This window comes from Plantibacter lichenum, assembly GCF_050587525.1.
Taxonomy (GTDB): Bacteria; Actinomycetota; Actinomycetes; order Actinomycetales; family Microbacteriaceae; genus Plantibacter.
The window spans coordinates 53,443-66,684 of record NZ_JBOBFT010000013.1 but is presented as its reverse complement, the minus strand read 5'-3'; the positions used below and the strand labels follow the sequence as shown (position 1 = coordinate 66,684).

The 13,242-nt window shown below is 68.6% G+C and carries 10 protein-coding genes; 3 read left to right on the top strand and 7 right to left on the bottom strand.

The window, feature by feature from the left end; translation table 11 throughout:
- The 6 genes from ACQ3HB_RS16670 to ACQ3HB_RS16645 form a co-directional block, all read right to left on the bottom strand.
- Entirely contained in the window at positions 1-831 is an 831-nt protein-coding gene (locus ACQ3HB_RS16670; protein WP_430921492.1) for an ABC transporter ATP-binding protein, read from the bottom strand.
- Positions 828-1,679, bottom strand: coding sequence for an ABC transporter ATP-binding protein (locus ACQ3HB_RS16665; protein ID WP_430921490.1), 852 nt, complete (start codon positions 1,677-1,679; stop codon positions 828-830). Before ACQ3HB_RS16665 ends, ACQ3HB_RS16670 begins: the two co-directional genes overlap by 4 nt.
- Positions 1,676-2,605: an ABC transporter permease gene (locus ACQ3HB_RS16660; RefSeq protein ID WP_430921488.1), complete on the bottom strand. Its 930-nt coding sequence runs from the start codon at positions 2,603-2,605 to the stop codon at positions 1,676-1,678. Before ACQ3HB_RS16660 ends, ACQ3HB_RS16665 begins: the two co-directional genes overlap by 4 nt.
- A gap of 25 nt (positions 2,606-2,630) precedes the next feature.
- The gene (locus ACQ3HB_RS16655; RefSeq protein WP_430921487.1) at positions 2,631-3,584 is read right to left on the bottom strand and encodes an ABC transporter permease; all 954 of its coding nucleotides are present in this window, start codon (positions 3,582-3,584) and stop codon (positions 2,631-2,633) included.
- Positions 3,585-3,593: 9 nt separating this feature from the next.
- On the bottom strand, positions 3,594-5,219 hold the full coding sequence (locus tag ACQ3HB_RS16650; RefSeq protein WP_430921486.1) for an ABC transporter substrate-binding protein: 1,626 nt from the start codon (positions 5,217-5,219) through the stop codon (positions 3,594-3,596).
- Positions 5,220-5,453: 234 nt separating this feature from the next.
- Positions 5,454-6,404, bottom strand: coding sequence for an ABC transporter substrate-binding protein (locus ACQ3HB_RS16645; RefSeq protein ID WP_430921484.1), 951 nt, complete (start codon positions 6,402-6,404; stop codon positions 5,454-5,456).
- Between the two features lie 387 nt (positions 6,405-6,791).
- On the opposite strand from ACQ3HB_RS16645, the gene ACQ3HB_RS16640 reads away from it, so the two are divergent.
- Positions 6,792-8,165: a hypothetical protein gene (locus tag ACQ3HB_RS16640; RefSeq protein ID WP_430921482.1), complete on the top strand. Its 1,374-nt coding sequence runs from the start codon at positions 6,792-6,794 to the stop codon at positions 8,163-8,165.
- Between the two features lie 240 nt (positions 8,166-8,405).
- The gene (locus tag ACQ3HB_RS16635; protein ID WP_430921481.1) at positions 8,406-10,970 is read left to right on the top strand and encodes a bifunctional lysylphosphatidylglycerol flippase/synthetase MprF; all 2,565 of its coding nucleotides are present in this window, start codon (positions 8,406-8,408) and stop codon (positions 10,968-10,970) included.
- Between the two features lie 84 nt (positions 10,971-11,054).
- Here the strand turns inward: ACQ3HB_RS16635 and ACQ3HB_RS16630 are convergent, their stop codons facing one another.
- Entirely contained in the window at positions 11,055-11,633 is a 579-nt protein-coding gene (locus ACQ3HB_RS16630) for a TetR/AcrR family transcriptional regulator (RefSeq protein WP_430921479.1), read from the bottom strand.
- 398 nt (positions 11,634-12,031) lie between these two features.
- Here ACQ3HB_RS16630 and ACQ3HB_RS16625 point away from each other — a divergent pair, with 398 nt between their 5' ends.
- A complete protein-coding gene (locus ACQ3HB_RS16625) occupies positions 12,032-13,039 on the top strand; it encodes a CE1 family esterase (RefSeq protein ID WP_430921477.1) in 1,008 nt (335 codons plus the stop codon).
- Positions 13,040-13,242: the final 203 nt, after the last annotated feature.

The following is a 13,242-nucleotide window of genomic DNA, read 5'->3' as shown; positions in this document are numbered from 1 at the left end:
TCAGATCGTCCTTTCGATGAGGGTCGGCACGGCTCGGAGCAGTGCCGCGGTGTAGGGGTGCTGTGGGTCCTCGAGCACGGCGTCGGTGTCGCCGACTTCGACGACGCGACCGTCGCGCATGACGGCGATCCGGTTGCAGAGATGGCCGACGAGTCCGATGTCGTGCGAGACGAACACGATCGTGAGGCCGAGCTCGGCCCGCAGCCGCCGCAGGAGTTCGAGGATCTGCGCGCGGATCGTGACGTCGAGGGCGCTGAGCGCTTCGTCTCCCACGAGGAGTCGGGGTCGGTGCACGATGGCTCGTGCGATCGCGATGCGTTGTCGTTGCCCGCCGGACAGCTCGTGCGGGTACTGGCGCGCCCGCCACGTGTGGAGGCCGACCTGTTCGAGCGCTTCGTGGACGAGCGCGCGGTGGTCGCCGGCGGTGCCGAGCGCGCGCAGCGGCTCGGAGACGATGCGCCCGACGGACTGTCGCGGGTCGAGTGACGAGTACGGGTCCTGGAAGACGATGCCCGTGCGGCTCCTGAACCAGTGGAGTGATGCCGCGCTGCCCGGTTCCACGGGGCGGCCGTCGAACTCGACCGTTCCCGCGCTCGCCTCGTCGAGGGCGAGCATGGTGCGGACGAGGGTCGACTTGCCGGAGCCGGATTCGCCGATCACGGCGATCGCGTCGCCGTCGAAGACGTCGAGGTCGACCTCGCGGACCGCGTGCCGCACCGGTGCAGGTGCGAAGAGGTGCTCGCGGGGGAGCCGGTAGTCCCTGGACAGCCCGCGCACCCGGAGGAGCGGCGTGATCGGCTCAGAGACGGCAGAGGTGTTCGCGACGGTCATCGCGCACCCCCTTCCGCCGGCGCGCGGTGGACCCAGCTGGTCGCCCTCGCTGCGCGGATGAGGTGCTTCGTGACGGTGTGCGTCGGTTCGTGCACGAGGTCGACGACTGCGCCCCGTTCGACGACGCTGCCGCCGGCGAGGACGACCGCGTGGGTGCTGATGCGCGACAGGACCGCGAGATCGTGGGTGATGAACAGGAGCGAGGCCCCCGTCTCCTCGACGAGGCGTTCGAAGAGGGTGAGGATCTCGGCCTGGATCGTCACGTCGAGGGCCGTGGTCGGTTCGTCGGCGATGAGGACGGCCGGGCTCGTCGAGAGCGCCGCCGCGATCGCGACGCGCTGGCGTTGGCCGCCTGAGAGCTGGTGCGGGTAGAGACGGACGGTGCGCTCCGGATCGGGGAGGAGGACGCGGGCGGCGAGCTCCACCGCGCGTGCATGCGCCTCCCTCCTGGACACGCGGAAGTGGGCCCTGATCGGTTCGGAGATCTGGCGTCCGACGGGGAGGAGCGGGTTGAGGGCGGTCTGCGGTTCCTGGAACACCATGCCGATGCGGCGTCCTCGGATGGCCGCGAGGTCGAAGTCGTCCCGGCCGAGGAGCTCCACGCCGTCGAGGGTGATGCTTCCGGTGGCGGTCGCCTCCTCCGGGAGCAGCCCGAGGATCGCGAGCGCCGTGAGCGACTTTCCTGAGCCGGACTCGCCGATGAGGCCGAGCCGTTCGCCGGTGGACAGGGTGAAGGAGACGTCGTCGACGACTCGTCGGCCGCCGAGCTCGATCGTCAGTCCGTCGACGACGAGCGAACGGTCGTCGTGCAACGCTGCCGTCCCGCTCACCGCGTCACCTCCGCTCACCACGTCACCTCTGCAGCGGTCTGCTCGTCCGAGGCCGGGATGCGGCCCCGCTTCAGGCGGGGGTCAGTCGCTTCGCGGATCGCGTCGCCCAGGAGGCTGAGTCCGAAGACGAAGAGGGCGATCGTGAGGCCCGGCCAGATGACCGACCACGGGTGCGTCGTGATGGAGCTCTGCGAGTCGGCGAGCATCCGGCCCCAGGACGGTGTATTCGGCGGGGCGCCGTAGCCCAGGTAGGACAGCCCGGCCTCCGCGAGGACCGCGACGCCGCCCGCGATCGAGAGCTGGACGATGAAGACGGAGCCGACGTTGGGCACGACGTGCTCGACGAGGGTCCGGGCTGGGCCGAAGCCCGCCGCACGCCCCGCGAGCACGTAGTCGCTCGCGAGCACCCGTGTCATCTCGGCTTTCGTGACCCGACCGATCGAGATGCTGAAGCTGATGCCGACGGCGAGGATCACGACGGCGAGGGACCCGCCGAAGGACGATGCGAGCATCATCGCGATGAGGAGTGTGGGGAACGCGACGAGGACGTCGATGAGGACCGCCGTCGCTTCCCGGAACCAGACCGAGGTGAGCGAGCTCAGCGCTGCGAGGAGGATGCCGAGGACGCCGGAGAGCGCGATCGCCGCGAACGCGACGACGAGTGCCGTCGAGGTGGCCGCCATGAGTCGGCTGAGCGTGTCGCGTCCGAGCGCATCGGTGCCGAACGGGTGCTGCCAGGACGCCGGGAGCCACTGCTGGTAGGGCGCGGCCTGCACGGGATCGTGCGGCGTCCAGACGACGGCGATGAGCGCGACGGCCACGAACAGTGCGACGACGGCGAGGCCGATGGCGCCGTTCGGGCGCCGCACGAGCTCCCGCAGCCAGAGCGGGGCCCGGAGGCCCGGACGGGATGCGGTGATGCGGTGGATGGCGGTCGCGGTCATCGTGTCCACTCCTGGGTGTGCGTGTTCATGCTGCTCGCTGTCGTTGTCGGGGATCGATGAGGCGGTGGACGATGTCGATCGCGAAGCCGACGACGAGGACGAACGCCGTCATCACGAAGATCTCGCTCTGCACTTTCACGAGGTCTCGTCCGCCGACGTCGCCGACGAGCATGCGGCCGATGCCCGGCAGGTTGAAGAGCTGTTCGATGACGACGGCGCCGACGAGCACGGTCGCGACCTGCAGGCCGAAGACGGTCACGAGGCTGAGGCCGGCGTTCGGCAGGCCGTGGATGAGCAGCGCCTGCGTCCTGGTGCGTCCATGGGCCGCTCCTGCTCGGACGTAGTCGGTCCCGACGACCTCGAGGACCGCGGAACGGACGAAGCGGAGCAGCACGGCGCCTTCGATGAGGGCGATCGTGATCGCTGGCAGGATGAGCGCGACGAACGCCTTGCCCGGGTCCGCCCAGCCGTCGCGGGGGAATCCTCCGACGGGGAGCCACCCGAGCACGAGACCGAAGACGATCGCGAGGACGAGTCCAGCCCAGACGGCGGGGATCGATGCGATCGCCTGTGCTCCGAAGGACAGGACGGTTCCGGCCGGACGGCGATGGTGGACGGCGGCGAGGAAGCCGAGCGGGAAGCTGATCAGGATCGAGAAGCCGAGGGAGAGGAGCGCGAGCGGGACCGTCACCTGCGCCTTCTCGGCGAGCTCCGCCGCGACCGGTGACCCGGTCACGAGCGAGTGGCCGAGATCGAAGCGCACGAGCCCGCCCACCCAGTCCAGGTATTGGACGGGGAGCGGGCGGTCGAGGCCCAGGTTCTCCCGGATCGCCGCGAGCTGCGCATCGCTCGCCTGCATCCCGCCGAGCACCTGCGCCACATCGCCCGGGAGGACCCGGAGCGTGAGGAACACGAGGAGGCTGGCGAGGACGAGGCCGGCGACGAGCAGGACGAGACGCGCCGAGAGGAACCTGAGCATTGGGGCGACCTACTTCGCGCTGCCGACGACGACCTTGGACAGGTCGAGCCGTGCGTTGGTGTTGCTCGTGGGGAAGCCCGAGATCGTGTCGCGGATCACCTGGTTGCCCGAGGAGTTGTACAGCCAGTCGGCTGCGGCGTCCTCGGAGACGAGCTTCGCGGCCTGGGCGAGGAGCTTGGACGACGCGTCGAGGTCCGTCGTCTCCTGCGACTGGGCGTAGAGATCCTGCACCTGCCGGTTGTCGTACCCGAAGTAGTAGTCGGGGTTCGCGTAGTTCGCGAAGTCGCGAGCTTCGGCGTGGTCGACGTAGCTGAGGTCGTAGTCGTGCTGCTTGTAGACGGTGTCGAGCCAGGCCGGGAATTCGACCTGCTTGACGGTCAGGGTGATCCCGACCTCGCGCAGCTGGGAGGTGAGCAGATCGCTCACGGTCGCTCCGTAGAGGCTCGGGATGGTGAGCGTGAGGTCGAGGCCGTTCGCGTAGCCGGCTTCGGCGAGGAGCTTCTTGGCTGCGGCCGGGTCGTACGGGTCGATCGAGGTGAGGTCGGTGTAGCCGGGGTCGGAGTCCGGGATGGGGCTGCCGAGCGCCTTGCCGCTCACGTCGTCGAGGGAGAGGAACGCCTTGTGGTCGATCGCCTGACGGATGGCCTGCCGGACGCGGACGTCGTTCAGCGGGGCCTTCTGGTTGTTGAAGGCGAGTGTCCAAACGTCGCTCGAGCTCGTCTCGTTCACGGTCCAACCGGTTTTCGAAGCGTAGCCCTTCGCCACCGTCTTGGTCGTGCCGCCGACGTCGAGGTCGCCGGCCTGCAGCGCGTTGTCGAGGGCGGACTGATCGGAGTAGTAGACGAACGTCACGGACGCGATCGACGGTGCGTCGCGGTAGTAGTGCTCGTTGCGGTCGAGCGTGAGGCTGTCGCCCTGCTTCCAGCCGCCCTTCGCGATCGTGAAGGGGCCGGTGCCGTTCGCCGTCGTGGCGAGGTCGTTCTTCGCCGCTTGCTCGAGGACGATTCCGGCGCGGCCGGTGAGGGACCACAGGAAGCCGAGATTCGGCTTGGCCAGGTCGATGACGACCGTCTTGGCGTCGGGCGAGGAGATCTTCGTGACGTCGGAGAAGTCGCCGTGCCCGTTGACGCTGTCGTCGTCCTTGACCGTGTTGTAGGACCAGACGACGTCCTCGGCGGTGAGCTTTGCGCCGTCGTGGAAGGTCACGCCGTCCCGGAGGGTGAAGGTGTACTCGAGCCCGTCCGACGAGACCTCGTACTTCTCGGCGATGCGGGGCACGTAGGTGTTGTCCGGTCCGCGGGTGATGAGGCCTTCGTAGACGTTGTCGAGGAGGACCTGGTCGAGGGCGATGCCGCTCGTGGTCCTGACGTCGAGGTTGTCCGGTTCGAGGCGGAGGCCGACCGTGACGGTCGCGGAGGTGTCGACGACGCCACCGGCGCTGGCCTCGGAGGAACCGTTCGCCGTCACGGCCCAGACGATGCCGCCCGCGACGAGTGCTGCCGCGACGACGCCTGCGATGACGAGCGGGGCGGTCCGGCGACGGCGGCGCTCCTTGGGCTGCTTGAGCTGCTCGGACTGGTCGGGCTGGTCGGTCGGCGGCGGAGTGGATGCCGGCGGGGTGGTCGGTTCGCTCATGGGGTGACCCTTCGGAAGGCTGCTGGTGTGGCGCAGCCGGTGCGCTGCGGTGCCAGTCAGTGTTCCACCGGGTCAGGTGGCCTTCCGAGGATGTTGCCCTGTGTTGATGTGTGTGACGAGTTGTTGCGTGTGTCCGGTCCCTGAGCGTGCTGTCCCCGGTCCCTGAGCTTGTCGAAGGGCGTCACCATTTCGACAAGCTCAGTTACCGGGTCTCGGCTCAGCGACCGGACGCGCTCAGCCCTGCACCTTCGCGAGGGCGGCCTGCAGATCGTCGAGGAGTGCTTCCGCCATCGCATAGCTGCCGCTGTAGAAGTGACCGCTCTGGATGACATGGCCGTTGACAGCGGCTCTCGTCGCACCGAAGACGGCGTTCGAGGTGACGGGCGTGGCGTCGTCGGTCGTGTCGGCGGACACGAAGATCAGGTCGGTGTCGGCGAGGAGTCCGTACTGTTCGGGGGAGTACTGCACGTAGCCGTCCTTCTGATCGGCTCCGGCGTTCAAGCGCGCACCTGCATCGGTCAGGACGCGGCCGGGCGCCGAGCTGGGACCGTCGAGGTACCAGTTGTCGGTGTCGCCGCTCAACGCGTCGATGGTGTGCGTGGAGAGGTAGTCGGCGTACGTCGCCTTGATGTCGGCGGCCTTCTCGGCGTACGACGCCTTCAATGTGTCCAGTTCGGCCGTCTTGCCGACCGCTTCCGCCGTGCTCTGGGCTTCGTTCTCCCAGTTCGCCGCTGCCGGCTTCCATTCGAAGATCGCCGTCGGCGCGATGGAGGACAGCTTCGCGAAGGCGGCCTTGTCCGCCTTGTCCGCGAACTCGGAGCCGATGATGAGGTCGGGCTTCAGCGAGGCGATCTTCTCGAGGTCGGGCGTCGCGTTCGCGTCCTCGACCACGGGGATGTCCTTGAAGAAGCTGTCGTAGGCCTCGAGCGGCGGAATGTAGTTCGTCCGTCCCACGGGGGCGATGCCGAGGTCGGCGAGCGTCGTGGCCTCGGTGAAGCCGATCGCGACGATGCGCTTGGGCGTCTTCGGGACGTCCACCGTTCCGTAGATGGTCTCGATGGAGCGGGTCTCGCCGGACGTGCCGGCGGCGTCGCCGCCGGCCTGGCTCGAGCAGCCGGTGAGGGCCAGAGCGACGACGGCCGTGCCGAGCACGGCACGCGCGACGAATGGGGTGATGATGCGCATGGGGATCTGGTCTTTCGATTCGGTGCGGGAGGGTGGCAGAGGGAAGCGGAGCTCTGCGATGGGGTGTGGCCGCGTCGTCGGGACCGTGGAAGTCAGGTGAGGCTCACCAAACTTCGCGCTTCGTTTTCAGCATATCCAGCGCTGCCCGCCCGGATGTCGCCCCGTCGCCAATGGATGTCGCTGCCCCGCCAGAGCGCGCTCGTGCGGAGATCGCGCGGGTTCGGAGCCTCGCCTTCCCCCGACTCATTCGTTCCGAGTGAGACGCACGTCTCGCGTCGTCGCTACAGTGAAGCTGGCCGCACGCGTGCGGGAATCGGCTGACGCCGGACGGAAGCTGCCCGCACGCATGCGGGAATCGGCTGACGCCGAACGAACTGGGGAGTCATCATGGCGCGCAGCACGAACGCGGATCTGCTCCGACGCATCGAGGAGCTCGAGTCGGAGAATGCGACCCTGCGCGTGCAGGTGCTGCCCGTGTCAGCGGCGTCCGAGCGACCGGTGCGGGTGCAGCACCGGCGCAACTGGTCCTGGACCCTCCTCGCCACCGTCCTCGTCGTCATCGGCGCCGTCCTCGCGCCCGTGGCGGTCGTCGCGTCCTGGGCGAAGATCGAGCTGACCGACACGACCCGATTCGTCGCCGCCTACGCCCCGCTCGCGAAGGACCCGGCGGTGCAGGCGTTCATCACGGACGAGGCGCTCGACGTCATCAACCAGCAGGTCGACGTGCCGAAGCTGACCTCGGACGTCTTCGACGGCATCGCGGAGCTCGGCACCGGGCCCGTCGCCACGCGTGCGCTCGAAGCGCTCAAGGGACCGGCCGCGCAGGGCATCCAGTCGCTCATGCGGAGCGGGGTGCAGGGCTTCGTCGGCTCGCCCGCGTTCGCCGATGTGTGGGCTGAAGCCCTCCGCATCAGCCACTCGCAGCTCGTGAGTGCTCTGCAGAGCGATCCGGGGTCCGCGATCAGCCTCGGCGACGACGGTTCCATCGGCATCCAGTTGGCTCCGATCATCGAGGCCGTCAAACAGCACCTCGTCGCACAGGGCATCACCTTCGCGAGCCAGATCCCTGCAGTCGACCGGACGATCACCGTGGCGCAGTCCGATGCGATCCCGACCGTCCAACTCGCCTACGGCCTCGCGCTCGCGGCGGGAGCGTGGCTGCCGTGGGTGTCCTTGCTGTTCCTCGCAGCGGGTGTCCTCGTGGCGCGCCGCCGCGCGCTCGCACTCGTCTGGGCGGCGATCGGTCTCGCCGTCGCGATGGCGGCCCTCCTCGTCGGGTTCGGCGTCGGGAAAATCGTGCTCGTGTCTTCGATCAGCCCATCGCTCGTGCCTGCGAACGTGGCCAGGATCCTCTTCGAGGCGGTCGTGCAGGCGATGCGCGACACCGGGGTGTCCGTCCTCGTCCTCGCAGTCGTCGTCGCGGTCGTCGCCTGGTACTCGGGTCCGTTCCGCATCCCCAGGCGTCTGCGCGGCTTCTTCGCGAGCGGGGTGCGCTGGATCCGCGAGTCGGCGGAGCAGCACGGGGTCACGACGGGCGCGACCGGTGTGTGGCTGTACCGCCAGCGTGTGCTGCTCCGGGTCGTCGTCGCCGTCGGCTCCGCTGCGATCGTGCTCCTCGTCCGGCCGCTCACGGCGGGACTCGTCGTCTGGACGCTCGTCGTCGCCGCGATCGTCATCGCGCTGCTCGAACTGCTGCAGCGCCCTGTGGTCGAGGTGCCGGAGGGCGCCGACGAGGGCACACCGGTCGTCACGGTCGGCTGAGTCACGGTCGGCTGAGTCACGGTCGGCTGAGGCACGGTCGGCTGAGGCACGGTCGGCTGAGCGCGCGCACCAGACACCAGCCTCCGGTACGAGGCGAACCGGGCAGGTCTCATCCTCATGGACGATTCCAAGACGGGGCATGGTCCGTAGCGTGGACACGGACGATCTCCCGTTCCGCGTCACGAAGGACCGACCATCATCAGTACACCCGACAGTCCTGCCGTTCCGTCCGAGCAGCCGGTGCGCGCCGAGCAGCCTGTGCAGGCCGAGCAGCCTGGGCACGTCGACCGGACGCCCGGTCGCATCGTCCGCTCGACGAGCGCGATCGGACGGTACCTCGCGTCCGTCCCCGTCGCCGTCGGCTTCGCGTTCGTCATCCTGACCGCCGCGCTCGTGTCCGGGACGGCGTTCGCTACCGCGACCACGCTTGCCGTCGCGCAGTGGGGGACCGGTGTGGAGACCGTGTTCGCCGACGGCCACTGGTGGACGATCTTCACGGCGCTCGTGATCCCGGAGGGTCCGCTGCGGCTCGTCCTCCTCCTCGCCGCCGTCCTCGGCGCCGTCGGCTGGTCCGAGCGTCGACTGGGCCATGGCCGTACCGCGCTCGCGTTGGGCGTCACCGGTGTCGCCGGCGTCGGATTCGGTCTCGTCGCCCAGTGGCTCGGCAACCTCATCGGCGAGGCGTGGTCGGCGGAGACCTGGACGGACAGCACGGTGGATCCGCTCATCCCCGTCGTCGGGGCGCTGCTCACCGCGAGTGCCTTCGCAGGTCCGCTCTGGCGTCGGCGTGTCCGCATCGGCGGTATCGCGGTCCTCCTCGTCCTCGCGCTGTTCAACGGTGCGTCCTCAGACGCCTACCGGCTCATCGCCGGTCTCGCGGGTCTGCTGCTCGGTGCAGCCCTGCAGCACGGAGGTGCGCGCTTCAACCTGCACCGCAGCTCCCACGCGGAGACGCGCAACCTGCTGGCGCTCACCGTCGCGATCAGCGCGATCGGTCCCGTCATCGCCGCCCTCAACCCCACCGGGATCGGTGTCCTGTCCATGTTCGGTTGGATCTTCGGCGACCCGTTCCCGGACTCCGCGGGCGTCAAGGAGGCATGCGCGAACGAATCCGCCCTCGCTTGTGCGCACGACAGCGCGTTCCTGCAACTGCACGGCCCCGGGTCGATCATCCTGCTCTTCCTCCCGCTCGCCCTCCTGCTCGTGGCCGCCATGGGGCTCCGCAAGGGGCGTCGCCTGGGCCTCCTGCTCGCCGTCGTCGTGAACCTCGTCATCGCAGCGCTCGCCTCGGTGTTCGCGATCCTCGCCCTCGGTGTCGTCTTCGACCCGAGCTCCACCGGGCTCCGCGCCATCGATGCGATCGAACTCCTCCTCTGGGCCGGCGGACCGATGCTCGTGCCCGTCATCGTGAGCATCGTGCTGCTCGTCAACCGGAGGCACTTCGCGATCCGCTCGGATCCCTCGGCCGTTGCGCGGTTCTCCGTCTGGACGGGGGTCGGATTCTTGCTCCTCACGGGGCTCACCCTCCTCGCGTCGCTCCTCACGATCAGTTCGTTCAGCCCCGTCGTTGCGCCGCAACAGCTCCTCGTCGACGCGCTCCTCCGCTTCCTGCCGGTCAACTTCCTCCTGACGAACGACGCGGTCTACTCGTCCACGCATCCCGTCACGGCGATGGTGCTGCAGTGGGTCGGCCCCGTGTTCTGGACGCTCGTCGTCATCGGGCTCGTTCGGGTGCTCGGCTCCTCGCGTTCCGTCGCCAGTCGCCTCGGCGAGACCGAGGTGCGTCGACTGATCGAACGCGGCGCCGGTACGCTCGGCTTCATGGCGTTGTGGCCAGGCAACCAGTACTGGTTCAGCGCCGACAGGCAGGCCGCCGTCGCGTACCGCGTGATCGGCGATGTCGCCATCACCCTCTCCGACCCGATCTGCCGTCCGGAACTGGAACGCGAAGCAATGCTCGGCTTCATCGCGCACTGCGACGCGAACAGCTGGATCCCGGCGTTCTACAGCGTGCACGAACGGCTCCTGCCCATCGTGGATGAGCTCGGTTGGGAGTCGTTGCCCGTCGCCGTCGAGACGACGCTCGACCTCACCACGCTCGCCTTCACGGGCAAGTCGTGGCAGAACATCCGGACGCCGCTCAACCGAGGGACCAAAGAGGGCATCTCCGCCCAGTGGACGAGTTACGACGAACTCGCGAAGCCGCTGCAGACGCAGATCCGCGACATCTCGGAGCAGTGGGTCACGGAGAAGGAGCTGCCGGAGATGGGCTTCACGCTCGGTGGCTTCGAGGAGTTGCAGGACCCCGATGTCGCCCTCATGGTGGCGGTCGGTCCGGACGGTCGGTTGCAGGCGGTCACGAGTTGGCTGCCTGTGTTCCGTGATGGTCTCACCGTCGGCTGGACGCTCGACTTCATGCGGAAGTCTCCCGACAGCATGCCCGGGATCATGGAGTTCCTGATCGCTTCCGCAGCGCTGCGCATGCAGGCGGACGGGGCTGAACTCCTGTCGCTGTCTGGTGCTCCGCTCGCCACTCCGCCGCTCGCCGACGGTGAGGAGCAGGAGGCGCCGACCGTGCTCTCACGGGTTCTCGACGTCCTCGCCAGGAAGCTCGAGCCCGCCTACGGCTTCACGTCGCTGTTCCGGTACAAGGCGAAGTTCCACCCGCGGTACGAGACGCTGTCGCTGGCCTACCGGGACCCGCTCACGCTGCCCGTCATCGGGCGGGCGATCGGCGGGGCGTACCTGCCCGAGCTGTCGAGGCAGGAGACGTTCGCGCTCGTTCGGTCGTTGTTGAGCGCGTAGGTGCCTGGGCGGGGTGCGTGGATGCCTGGGTGCGGGGCGGGATGCGTGGGTGCGTGGTGCCCGGTTGGTGTCCGGGGTTTCCGCTCAGCGCTGCACGAGTCCGTCGAGCAGTGCGCCGAGATAGCGTTCGGCGACGACCGCTCGCGGACGTTCCGGTGACAGCCTGACGGCGTAGGCGATGCCGCACACGAGGGCCATCGCATCGTCCGCTCCGACCGACGCCCTGAGCCCGTCGGCGTCTGCGACCCGTTCGAGGAGACGGCTGAACTCCGTGAGCAGGCCCATCCTGAGTCGTCGCGTCTCCTGGCGCGCCGGCCTGGCATTCGTCGCGGCCGTGGCGAAGAGTTCGTCCTCGACGTAGACGAGCACGGAAGCGCGCAGGAACGTGCGGAACGCTTCGACGGGATCGATGGCGTCCGCTGCGGCTGCGGCGTCCGCGGTCAGGCTGATGAACCGGTCGTCGACGAGGGTCTCCAGGAGGTCTTCGACCGTCGGGAAGTGCCGGTAGACGGTTCCCACGCCCACTTCCGCGGCTCGGGCGACCGCGTTCAGCTGTACGGGTTCGCGGGCGTCCGCCATCGATCGGGCGGCCGTGATGATCGCCGTCCGGTTCCGTGCGGCGTCGCTGCGGAGGCGAGTCGGTGAGTCGTCTGCCGGCGTCATGCTTCGACCGTTCGTGTCATGGTTCGACCGTACACCAGACGGATCCCGAATCCGAGTGGATAGGTCATCCGTTTGTGGTACGGTCGGCGTGATGGCGGTCGCCACCGCGGATCGCGCGGTCGTCGCCATGGAGCACGGCGGTGATCGCCGGGAATCGAGGAGTGATGTCGCGAGTGGTGCGTGGGAGCGATGGGCGTGGGAGCGGCTCGGATGGAAACAGGGCGCATGGAAACAGTGGGCATGGAAACAGCGCGCATGGAAACAGTGGGCGTGGGGGTGCCGGTGGGGGTGGGTCGGTCGAAGAGCGTCGGCGGATCGGCGGGGATGGGCGCAGTGGTGAGCTGCGGAGTGAGCGCCTCGTCCTCGATGTCGGAGGGCATGAGCGTTCGGCTCTCGTCGTGCGGCCTCCGGTCGGGCGGGAGGACGGGTCCGTGGTCCTCGCGTTCCATGGTTCCAATCAGACCGGTGCCATCCTCCGCTCGTTCGCGGGTGGGACGTTCGATCGCTTCGCCGGTGGGTTCGGTGCTGCTGCTGCCGGCGGTACTGCTGCCGGTTCTGCGGGTGCCGCTGGTTCTACTGCCGGCGGGCTCGTCGGCGGTGGTTCGATCGTCGTCTATCTCGATGGTCACAAGCGTCACTGGAACGATGCGCGCCGTTCGTCCGACTTCGCTGCACGGCGTGACGGGATGGACGACACGGCGTTCACGATCGCTGTCGTCGATCGGCTTCGGGAGCGGTTCGGCATCGATCCGGCTCGTGTCTACGCCATCGGGTTCTCGAACGGTGGCCAGATGGTGATCCGTCTTGCTCATGAGATCCCGGATCGCCTGGCCGGCATCGCGATCGTCTCCGTCACGCAGTCCGTTCCGGCGGAGTTCGCGCCCGGTCCCGTGCCGTCGCGTGATGGTGGGCTTCCTGGTGCTGCTGTGCTGTCGAGTGCTGCTGTGCCGCCTGCCGATGTGCTTGCTCCGGCGCATCCTCATTCGCTGCCGACGATCCTCTTCCACGGCACCGCGGATCCGCTCGTGCCCTACGGTGGTGGGATGGCGAGCCTGTGGGGATTCCGTCCTCGTGGGCTCGGGATGTCGGCGCCAGAAACCGCTGCGTACTTCGCTGAGCGCAATGGTTTCCCGGTCGCTGGTGTGGGTTCTGGTGCTTCGGGGCTGCCGGGCGGTGTTGGCGGTGTTCCGACGACGTCCGCCGTGGACGCTCCGGGTCGTTCTCGGACGTCGATCGTTCGGACTGATTATCGTGCCGACGGGCTTCAGCCCGTCACGCTCGTGACGATCGAGGGTGGTGGACACGTCGTTCCGAACCCGAAGCGGGCTCCTCGGATCATGGGCAGATCGACCGATCGGCTCGTGGCTGCGGACTGGATCGCCGCCTTCTTCGGTCTGCTGGCCTGACGTTTGTTCTCGGCTTCCTGGCGCCGCGCTCTTTCCGCCCGGCCGCCGAGCCTGTCGAAGTGCGTCGCCCCAGCCCGGTCACTGAGTCCGTCGAAGTGTTCTCCCGGTCACTGAGCCTGTCGAAGTGCGTTGCCCTCGCAATACCGCCGCGCTTCTCGCTCCCGGTCACTGAGCCTGTCGAAGTGGGTCGCCCCAGCTCGGTC